Consider the following 9,868-nt stretch of genomic DNA (forward strand, 5'->3'; position numbering starts at 1 on the left):
ACCATGTTCTGCATCGTCGGCGCGAGCCTCGCGGGCGACACGGCGGCCGCGACCTTGCGGGCGGAAGGGTATGACGGCCGCATCCTGCTGATCGGCGACGAGGCCCTGCCGCCTTATGATCGGCCGCCCTTGTCCAAGGAGATGCTGTTCGAGGACATGGCGCCCGACCGGCTCTTCCTGCGCGCGGAGAGCTGGTACGATGAGCAGGGGATCGAGTTGCGCCTTGGCAACGGCGCTTCGGGGATCGACGTCGCCGCGCATCGCTTGACGCTCCGGGACGGCGAGTCAATTCGCTACGAGAAGCTGCTGCTGACCACGGGGGCACGGGCGCGCACCCTGCCCGTCGACGCCGCGACGGGCGAAGTGCACGTCGTTCGCACGCTCGCCGATTCCCAGCGCCTTCGGGCGAGCCTGAAGCCCGGCACCCGGGTGGGCATCGTCGGCGCCGGAGTGATCGGCCTCGAGGTGGCGGCGAGCGCGGTCAGGCTGGGATGCAGCGTGGACGTGGTGGATCTCGCCGATCGGGTCATGAGCCGCGTCGTTCCGCCCTATTTCTCGGAGTATATCGCCGGCCAGCACCGTGATCGCGGCGTCCGGCTGCACCTGTCGGCCGGCGAGGTCCGAATCGAGGGAAGTGCCATTGCGACCGGCCGCCTCGGCCGGATCGAGGCGGACCTCATCGTGGTCGGCATCGGCGTCGTCCCCAATAGCGAGCTTGCGCAAGCGGCCGGCATCGCCTGCGACAACGGCATCATCGTCGACGAGCTCGCCCGGACCGGTGCGCCGGACATCTTCGCCGCGGGCGACGTCGCCCGCTATCCCTGCTCCTACGAAGGGAGGCTGATCCGTTGCGAGAATTGGCGCCACGCCCAGGATCATGCCGCGACGGCGGCGCGCAACATGCTCGGCCACGGGCTCATCTATCGTGCCGCGCCGAGCATGTGGTCCGACCAATATGACATCAAGCTGCAGACCTGCGGCCGGATCGGTCACGGCGATCCGATCGTGCGCGGCGATGCCGCCGGCGGGCGGTTCATGTTCCTCTATCGCGATGCCTCCGGCGGCCTCGCCGGAGCGGTCGGCATCAACCAGGCCAAGGACATGCGCTTTGCCCAGCGGCTCATCGAGCAGGGCCGGGCCATCGACCCGGGCTTGCTCGCCGATCCGAAGCAGGATCTGAGAAAGCTCGCCGCCTGATGGAACAGCCGCTCAATTTCAGCTTTGTGGACGGCGTCGCGCTGATCGAGCTCGACAACCCTCCGGTAAACGCGCTCTTCGACGAGATGCGCGACGGGATCGCAGCGGCTCTGCCACGGCTCGATGCGGATCCGAAGGTCGAGGTGGTGCTGATCGTCAGTGCCGGCTCGGCCTTTTGCGCCGGAGTCGACCTCAAGAAGACGGCGCCGCGCAGCGAGCCCTTCCTGCTTCACCCTGCGCTCGACGCGATGGACCGGTTATCCAAGCCGCTCGCCGCGGCGATCAACGGCGCCGCGCTGGGAGGCGGGCTCGAGCTCGCGCTTGCCTGCCACTACCGCCTCGCCGGTCCCCGCGCGACCCTCGGCCTCCCCGAAGTCGACGTCGGGATCATACCGGGCGCCTGCGGCACGCAGCGGCTGCCGCGCCTCGTCCCGCTCGAAGCGGCGCTTGCGATGGCCGCCCTCGGCGACCGGGTCGATGCGCAGACCGCGCTGCGCCTGGGACTGCTGGACGGTATCCGGCCCGGTCCCGACTTTCGCGGCCGCGCCGTCGCTTGGGCGCGCAGCCTCCGGGGCAAGCGCATCAGGCGCACGCGCGATCTGCCGGTACAACGCCCGGCCGATCCGGAACGCGTCATCGTGGGAGCGCTCGCCAGGGCGGCCGTCGAGCGCCCCGGCGAGACCGCACCGCTCAAGGCGATCGAAGCGGTACGGGCCGCCCTGACGCTGCCTTTCGACGACGGGGTAGAGCTCGAGCGATCGCTGGTGACGGAGCGCAAGGGCTCCGACGAAGCCCACGCGATGCGGCAAGCCTTCTTCGCCCGGCGCGCGGCGCGCACCTAGATCACCCCGCCCGCGCGCAATTCCTCGATCTCGGCCGCGCTGAATCCGGCCTCGGCCAGGACCGCCTCATTATCCTCGCCGGGACGGGGCGGTCCCTTGCGGATGGCGCCCGGCGTCCGGCTGAAGCTAGCAGGAGGCTTGATGAACGGCACCGGCTGCGACAGGCCTTCCACCGCAAGCGGTTCGACGAAACATTGGCGGACGTGCGGATCGTCCAGCGCCTGCTGGGGGGTCAGCAAGGGACCGGCCGGGATATTGTTCCTCGCCAGGATCTCGAGCACCTCGGCATTGGTGTAGTCCTTGGCCCATTGGCTCGCCACCGCGCTCAGCGCCTCGCCGTGCTCGGCCCGACTCTCGTCGTCGGCGAAGCGCGGGTCGGCGAGAAGCTCCTCCTCGCGGCCGACCATCCGGGCGAACCGCCGGAACATCGGATTGCCCAGCGCCACCATGTACACCCATCCGTCCCGGGTGCGGATGAGGTCAGCCGGCCCGCCCGATTGCGCCCGATTGCCGGTCCCGCCCCGGTCCGTCTTGTTGAACGCCTGGTCGATCAGGAAATAATTGCCGACGGTGAGGGCGGTCTGGAGGAGGTTGGCCTCCACCTTCTGGCCCTCACCGGTGCGGTCGCGATGCCGCAGCGCCGCCATCGCGCCGAAGGCGGCGATGAACCCGGTGGACATGTCGACCCAGGCCGAGTTGTTCTTCATCGGCCTACCCGGTTCGCCGGAAATGTGGGTAAGGCCGCTCATCACCTGAGCGATCGCGTCGAATCCCAGGCGATCGGCATAGGGGCCTTCGCTGCCGAAGGTCGTCATGTGGACGAAGATGATGTCCGGCTTGAGAGCGGCGAGGCGCTCGTAATCGAGTCCAAGCGACCGCACCGATTTGGGCGGAAGGTTGGCGACGACGATATCCGCCGTGGCGAGCAGCCGGTCGAACACCGCCCGCCCCTTCTCCGAGGCCAGATCGAGCGTGAGCCCGCGCTTGTTGCGTCCCGCCTGGGTGAAGCCGACGCCGCCGTGAAACCCCTCAGCGAATGGCAGGGGCGTGCGGTCCTCGCCGCCGCCGGGGGGCTCGATCCGGATGACGTCCGCCCCCAAGTCCGACAGCAGGGCCGTAGCGACCGGCCCGGCGACATAGCGGGTCACGTCGAGCACCCGCACGTCCTCGAGGATCCCGCCCATCCTAGCGCCCCAGGAAGGCGGGCTTGCGCTTGCCGGTGAAGGCGCGGACGCCCTCGGCAAAATCCTCGCTCGCCGCGCAGGCGCCAAACGCTTCGCATTCCAGCTCCATCTGCCTGGCCAGGGTGTTGGCAGATGACTGGTTCAACAGGAGCTTCGCCCGGCCGATCGCATAGCTGGGGCCCGAAGCGAGCCGACGGGCAAGCGTCTCCGTTTCCTCGTCGAGCTCGGCGTCCGCTACGAGCCGGTTGGCCAAACCGAACTCGACCGCCTCAGCGGCCGAGAGCCGATCGCCGAGCAACGCCATTTCCTTGGCCTTTCGCAGCCCGATAGCGCGCGGCAGGTGCCAGGTGACCGCACCGTCGGGACTGGTGCCGAGGGCGATATGGGCGACGACGAACAAGGCGGTGTCGGAGACGAGGACGAAGTCGCTTGCCGCGACCCATCCCACGCTCGCCCCCGCTACCGCGCCGCGGACCTTGGCGATGATCGGCTTCGGCAAGCGCTCCATCACTGCGAAGAGCGGCATGGCGGCGACGGCACGCTGCTCGAAATCGCGGCGTCTCTCTTCGGGGCCGGCGTCGATCGCCGCGGCAAAGCCGCCGACGTCGCCGCCCGCCATGAAATGGTCGCCGGCGCCGGTCATGACCACGCAGCGCACTTCGGGATCGTGCTCGATCGTCTTCAGGAACTCGCGCATAGAGACGACCATATTGTTGGTCAGCGCGTTGCGGACGTGGGGACGGTTGAAGGTGATCCGGGCGATCGGCCCGTCGATTTCGGTGATCAGTTCCTGGTCGCTCATGCGGGGATCCTCTGATTGGGCTCGCCGCGGGCGGGCCAGTAGCGCGCCTTGATCAGGCGCTTGAGAAGCTTGCCGGTCGGCTCGCGCGGGAGCTCGGCCTCGAAGTCGATGGAACGCGGGCATTTGTTGGACGCGAGACGGGATCGGCAATGCTCGATCAGCTCGGCCTCCAGCTCGGGGCCGGCCGAGTCGGGATCCGCCGGCTGCACCACGGCCTTCACCTCCTCGCCATATTCGGTATGGGGAATGCCGAACACGGCGACGTCGGCCACGGCCGGGTGGGACGCCAGAACGTTCTCGGCCTCCTGCGGATAGATGTTGACCCCGCCCGAATTGATCACGTGATCGCGACGGTCGGTGAGGAAAAGATAGCCGTCCTCGTCGACATAGCCGATGTCGCCGAACGTGCCCCAGCCCTCGCGCGTAACCGAGCGGGCGGTCTTCGCCTCGTCTTTGTGATACTCGAAACGACTTCCGCCCTCGAAATAGACGAGGCCGATCCTCTTCGGCGGAAGCTCGCCGCCCTCCTCGTCCAGGATGTGGATCCGTCCTCTGGAAGCGCGCCCGACCGAACCAGGCTTTCGACGCCACTCTTCCGGCGTGATCGCGCACATCCCGACGCTCTCCGATCCCCCATAATATTCGTGGATGATCGGGCCCCACCAGTCGAGCATCCGCGTCTTGATGTCGACCGGGCAGGGCGCGGCGGAATGGATGGCCAGTCGGTGGGTCGACAGGTCGAAGGCCGAGCGCGCGGCCTTGGGAAGTGCGAGCAGGCGAACGAACATGGTCGGCACCCATTGCGAATGGGTGACTCGATAGCGCTCGATCGCGGCGAGCGCCGCCCGCGCCTCGAATCTCTCCATGATCACGACGGTGCCACCCGCCTGCTGCACCGACATCGAGAATTTGAGCGGGGCGGTGTGGTAAAGGGGCGCCGTCGACAGATAGACCGTGTCTGGGTCGAAACCGTAGAGCCGGACAACCGTCGCCGTGACGGTCGGCGGGACGTCGATGCCGACCGGCTCCAGCACCGGCGTGATCCCCTTTGGCCGCCCGGTCGTGCCGGAGGAATAGACCATCGCGGCGCCGCGTTCTTCATCGGGCAGTGGCATCGCCGGCTGCTCGGCGAGCGCCGCCTCGAAAGTCGATGGACCGCCGGCGACGAGCATGTCGCAGGCCGTGCCGAGCGCCTCCGCCAGGTCTCGGTGATCCAGCGCGGCCGAGGCGATGACCAGCTTCGCATCGCAGTCGCGAACGATGTAGGCCGCCTCCTCGATCGTCAGCCTTGCGCTCACCGGCACGTAGAGGAGGCCCGCATTGTGCGCGCCCCAGCAGACGTCGAAGAAGGCCGGGATATTGTCCATCCAGATCGCCACTCGGTCGCCTGGGACAAGGCCGCGCGCACGCAGCAGATGGCCGCATCGATTGGCGCGCGCATCAAGCTCAGCGAAGGAAATGCGTTCGCCGGACGCGGCCATGATCAATGCCGGGCGATCGGGATCCTTGGCCAGCTGGTCGCGTGGATGCATGGTCAGCACGAGGTCTCGGAACGGTTCTTCATTCGCCTGCCTAAAAGTTCACCCGGTCGCCGCCCTTCAGCTGCATCATCGCGCGCGCTTCGGCCGGAGTGGCGACTTCGAGCGACAACTCTTCCATGATGCGGCGGATCTTGGCGACCTGCTCGGCATTGCTCTTCGCCTTGACGCCCTTGCCGAGGCTGAGGCTGTCCTCGAGCCCGACGCGCACATTGCCGCCGAGCAATGCGCTCATCGCCACGAAGCGCATCTGGTGGCGGCCGGCGCCGAGTACCGACAGGTAATAATCGTCGCCGAAGAGGCGATCGGCGGTCGCCTTCATGTGCATCAGATTCTCCGGATCGGGACCGATGCCACCGAGGATCCCGAAGATGCACTGGACGAAGAAAGGCGGCTTGATGAGGCCCTTCTCGACGAAATAGGCGAGATTGTAGAGGTGCCCGACATCGTAGCACTCGAACTCGAAGCGAGTGCCATATTCCTCGCCGAGTTCGCGCACCACGCGCTCGATGTCGTGAAAGGTGTTCTTGAGCACGAAGTCCCGGGTGTTCTCGAGATAGGGCCGCTCCCAGTCATATTTGAATTGGTCGACCGCGTTCACCGCCTCGAAGATTCCGAAATTGATCGAGCCCATGTTGAGCGACGCCACTTCGGGCTGTACCTGGCGGGCGGCCGCGATGCGATCATCCAGGCTCATGCCCAGGCCGCCGCCGGTGGTGATGTTGACGATGGCATCGGTACGCTGGCGGATTTGCGGCAGGAATTGCATGAAGAGCGCCGGATCCGCCGACGGCTGGCCCGTCTCGGGATCGCGGGCATGGAGATGCAGCATCGCCGCCCCGGCCTCGGCCGCCGCCACCGCTTCGTCCTGGATCTGCTGCGGCGTGATCGGGAGATGCTCGGACATGGACGGGGTGTGGATCGACCCCGTGACCGCGCAGGTGATGATGACCTTGTCCGCCTTCCTCATGTCTCGTCCTCTCTCGGCTACTCGGTTCGATCCGCGTCTCAGCGGTTGCGGTAGACGGGCTTGCGCTTCTCCTTGAAGGCGGCGATCGCCTCCTTCAGGTCCTCGCTCACCATTCCATATTGCTCGAGGGCCAGGGAGAATTCGAAGACCTCCACCGCCTGGCGATGCATCGCGTGATTGAGCGAGCGCTTGGTGAACTGGACGGCGATCGGCGGCAGCTCTGCGATCTTGGCGGCCAGCTTCTCGGCCAGCGGCAGGACGTCGTCTGGGGAATCGACGAGGTCGGTCACGCCGCCGAGGCGGTGCGCCTCTTCCGCGCCGATCGGATCGCCGGTGAGCAGGTGGCGCTTGGCCCGCACCATGCCGAATGCCGCCGGCCAGACCAGGCAACCGCCGTCGCCCGCGGCGAGGCCGACCTTGACGTGCGGATCCCCGATCTTGACGTTGCGGCTGGCGATGATGATGTCCGCCGAAAGCACCATCGACGTGCCCAGGCCGTAGACGTCGCCCTGCAGGGCGGCCACCACTGGGACCGGGATCTCGGACATTCCGTAGATGAGGCGGCGGCCCATGTCCCAGGCGTCGAGCCGCCGTTCATAATCCTCGACGAGGCGAAGCACCTCGGCCAGGTCGCCGCCCGCCGAAAAAGCCGTTCCGGTGGAAGCTATTATGAGAACGCGCACGTCACCGGGCCGCCGCAGCCGCTCGATGATCTCGACCAGCTCCTCCGTGGTGACGTCATCCATCCGATTGAGCAGCTCCGGCCGGTTCAGGGTGAGCCGGGCAATGCCGCCTTCCTCGACATAAGTGAGCGTCTGATAGGCCTTGCTCATTCACCTCTCCAACATTGGCGCGCCTTTCTCTCGCCGAGGCTTGAAAGGCCGCAGGCTTATGATAATGATGCGTACGGATTGCACAACCAAAAAAGCCCGGAAAAGGCAGCCATGGCGGAAATGAGAGCACCCCGATTCGAGGGCAAGGTCGCGCTGGTCACCGGCGGCAATGGCGGTATCGGCCTGGCCGCGGCCCGCGCCTTCGCCCGCGAGGGCGCCCGGGTGATGATCGCGGCGCGCCGCCGAAGCCAGGGCGACGAAGCGGTCGAATCCATCCGCGCCGCGGGTGGCGAGGCCGCCTTCGTGGAAACCGATGTCTCCGATCGCGATTCGGTCCGGGAGATGGTCCGTTCCTGTCTCGGCACGTTCGGGCGCCTCGACGTCGCCTACAACAATGCCGGCATCACTGGCCACGTCACCACCGAGATCGCCGATGCCGACGAAGCGATGTTCGACCAGGTCATGGCGATCAACGTCCGCGGCGTGTGGCTTTCGATGAAATACGAGATCCCGGCGATCCTGGAAGCCGGCGGCGGCGCGATCGTCAACTGCAGCTCCTATGCGGGGCTGCGCGGCGGTCCGCGGTCCAGCGCTTATTATGCGAGCAAGCATGCGGTGCTGGGCATGACCAAGTCCGTAGCGCTCGAATATGCGGCGCGGGGAATCCGGGTGAACGCCGTCTGCCCAGGGCTGGTCATGACCGATCTGATCGCGAACAATTTCGCCGGGGCGGAGGAGAAGCTCGCGATGCTGACCGCGCGGATCCCGATGCAGCGCACCGGCGAGCCCGACGAGGTGGCGGACGCCGTGCTCTGGCTCGCTTCGGACGAGAGCCGCCTTGTTACCGGCATCGCCATGCCGATCGACGGCGGCACCCAGGTCTGAGACGAAGGAGGCCCTCGTGGACAAGATTTTCGGGATCGCGCGCTTCAACATCAAGGCGGGTCAGACGGACGCGTTCGTCACCCGCGCGCACGAGACGATGGCCGCCGCGCTCACCGATCTCGACGGCACCCATGCCTATGAATGGTTCCTGTCGCCCGCTGGCGACGCCTGCATCGTCGTCGAAATCTACGACGGCGCACCGGCCGTGACCCATCACGGCCGCTGCGTCGGTCACACGATCCCGCCGCTGCTCGAGCATGTCGAGGAGAAGCAGCTCGCCTTGCTCGGCGACGTCCCGGCCGAGATGCTTGAGCGGATGAGCGGACGCTTCGGCGCGGTCGAGAATGGCGGGAAACGACTCCTCGGTCGACTTTCCTCGCCTGCTCCGGGCCGGGTGGGCGGGACCGGCGCGGAGATGATCCTCGCCGTCGCCCACTTCAGTGTCCGTCCGGGCAACGAGGCGGCGTTCCGCGATCTGGCGAGCCAATGTCATGCCGCCATCGAGGCCCGGGAACCGGGGACCATCGGATACGAGTGGTTCATGGACGAAAGCGGCACACGCTGCACCACCATCGACATCTATCGGGATATCGGCGCGCTCAAGGACCATATGGCCAATGCGGGCCCCCTCATGGCCCGCATTCTCGAGCTGGTGGACAGCGAGGTGGAGCTGTTCGGCGCAGTGCCGGCTGCCATGACCGACCGGTTCAGGGAGGGTCTGGGTACATGCTTCTTCGGGCCGAGGTTCCAGGGAATCTTGTGAGGCCCACCTCCCCCAGCACTTCGCGATCGCGCCCGGCGACCAGCGTCAGCGATGCCCTCGCGACGCGTCGGTCGGTTCGCGCCTTCCTCGATCGCCCGGTCGATGCGAAACTCATCCGCGATATCGTCCAGAAGGCAGCGCGAGCCCCCTCGGGCGGGAATCTTCAGCCGTGGCGGATATGGATCGTCGCCGGAGAGCCGCTGGAACGGCTCCGTCGACTCATGGACGAGAAGCTGGCTTCCAGCCCGCGTGGCGAGGGCAGCGAATATCACGTCTATCCGCCCGATCTCGCTTCCCCATATGCCGATCGGCGCTTTGCAGTCGGCGAGGCCCTGTATCGCAGCCTCGGCATCCCTCGTGAGGATCGCGACGCGCGCCGCCGCTGGTTCGCTCGCAACTGGCGCTTCTTCGACGCGCCGGTCGGGCTGTTCTGCTTCGTCGACCGATCGATGGGTCCGCCGCAATGGGCCGATCTCGGCATGTATCTGCAGTCGGTGATGCTGCTCCTGCGCGAGGCAGGGCTGGATTCGTGCCCGCAGGAAGCATGGGCCCTGTTTCCCCGCACCATCGCCGATTTCCTGTCGGCGCCGGACGGGCTGATGCTGTTCTGCGGAATGGCCATCGGCGAAGCCGATCCGGAAGCCCCGGTCAATTCATTCCCGACCGCACGAGCGCCGCTCGAAGAATTCGCGACGTTCATCGGCCTCGAACAAGCAGAAACCACCATCCCATTTGGAGGAAAGTTGTGAAGATACTCGCCGCTGTGAAGCGTGTGATCGACTATAATGTGAAGCCGCGGGTGAAGGCGGACGGCACGGGGATCGACCTCGCCAACGTGAAGATGAGCATGAACC

General features: G+C 66.8%; 10 protein-coding genes and 1 pseudogene. 6 read left to right on the plus strand and 5 right to left on the minus strand.

The window, feature by feature from the left end:
- Positions 1-3 precede the first annotated feature (3 nt).
- Together DDE10_RS05430 and DDE10_RS05435 are read left to right on the plus strand one after the other, a co-directional pair.
- Positions 4-1,197: an NAD(P)/FAD-dependent oxidoreductase gene (locus tag DDE10_RS05430; RefSeq protein ID WP_114951634.1), complete on the plus strand. Its 1,194-nt coding sequence runs from the start codon at positions 4-6 to the stop codon at positions 1,195-1,197.
- Positions 1,197-2,039 (plus strand): enoyl-CoA hydratase/isomerase family protein, encoded by an 843-nt coding sequence (locus tag DDE10_RS05435; RefSeq protein ID WP_114951635.1) that lies wholly within the window; start codon positions 1,197-1,199, stop codon positions 2,037-2,039. Before DDE10_RS05430 ends, DDE10_RS05435 begins: the two co-directional genes overlap by 1 nt.
- On the opposite strand, the gene DDE10_RS05440 is transcribed toward DDE10_RS05435, so the two are convergent.
- Genes DDE10_RS05440 through DDE10_RS05460 form a run of 5 tightly spaced genes read right to left on the minus strand, consistent with a single transcriptional unit; the run spans position 2,036 to position 7,366 of the window.
- Positions 2,036-3,223 carry a CaiB/BaiF CoA transferase family protein gene (locus DDE10_RS05440; protein ID WP_114951636.1) on the minus strand — a complete coding sequence of 396 codons (1,188 nt, stop codon included), beginning with the start codon at positions 3,221-3,223 and terminating at the stop codon, positions 2,036-2,038. The genes DDE10_RS05435 and DDE10_RS05440 overlap by 4 nt on opposite strands.
- 1 nt (position 3,224) lies before the next feature.
- Positions 3,225-4,025 (minus strand): enoyl-CoA hydratase/isomerase family protein, encoded by an 801-nt coding sequence (locus DDE10_RS05445; RefSeq protein ID WP_162806335.1) that lies wholly within the window; start codon positions 4,023-4,025, stop codon positions 3,225-3,227.
- Positions 4,022-5,557 carry an acyl-CoA synthetase gene (locus DDE10_RS05450; protein WP_114951638.1) on the minus strand — a complete coding sequence of 512 codons (1,536 nt, stop codon included), beginning with the start codon at positions 5,555-5,557 and terminating at the stop codon, positions 4,022-4,024. Before DDE10_RS05450 ends, DDE10_RS05445 begins: the two co-directional genes overlap by 4 nt.
- A gap of 40 nt (positions 5,558-5,597) precedes the next feature.
- The gene (kce, locus tag DDE10_RS05455; protein WP_114951639.1) at positions 5,598-6,533 is read right to left on the minus strand and encodes a 3,5-dioxohexanoate:acetyl-CoA acetone transferase; all 936 of its coding nucleotides are present in this window, start codon (positions 6,531-6,533) and stop codon (positions 5,598-5,600) included.
- 38 nt (positions 6,534-6,571) lie between these two features.
- Positions 6,572-7,366 (minus strand): enoyl-CoA hydratase/isomerase family protein, encoded by a 795-nt coding sequence (locus DDE10_RS05460; RefSeq protein ID WP_114951640.1) that lies wholly within the window; start codon positions 7,364-7,366, stop codon positions 6,572-6,574.
- Between the two features lie 120 nt (positions 7,367-7,486).
- Here DDE10_RS05460 and DDE10_RS05465 point away from each other — a divergent pair, with 120 nt between their 5' ends.
- The 4 genes and pseudogenes from DDE10_RS05465 to DDE10_RS05480 all read left to right on the plus strand — a co-directional run.
- The gene (locus tag DDE10_RS05465) at positions 7,487-8,251 is read left to right on the plus strand and encodes a glucose 1-dehydrogenase (protein ID WP_114951754.1); all 765 of its coding nucleotides are present in this window, start codon (positions 7,487-7,489) and stop codon (positions 8,249-8,251) included.
- A gap of 16 nt (positions 8,252-8,267) precedes the next feature.
- On the plus strand, positions 8,268-9,014 hold the full coding sequence (locus tag DDE10_RS05470) for an antibiotic biosynthesis monooxygenase (protein WP_114951641.1): 747 nt from the start codon (positions 8,268-8,270) through the stop codon (positions 9,012-9,014).
- Entirely contained in the window at positions 9,011-9,763 is a 753-nt protein-coding gene (locus DDE10_RS05475; protein WP_284734452.1) for a nitroreductase family protein, read from the plus strand. The genes DDE10_RS05470 and DDE10_RS05475 overlap by 4 nt, the downstream gene beginning before the upstream one ends.
- A pseudogene (locus DDE10_RS05480) lies at positions 9,760-9,868 on the plus strand (electron transfer flavoprotein subunit beta/FixA family protein); the annotation flags it as partial. The gene DDE10_RS05475 and the pseudogene DDE10_RS05480, both read left to right, overlap by 4 nt.

Source organism: Sphingosinicella terrae, from assembly GCF_003347635.1.
Lineage (GTDB): Bacteria > Pseudomonadota > Alphaproteobacteria > Sphingomonadales > Sphingomonadaceae > Allosphingosinicella > Allosphingosinicella terrae.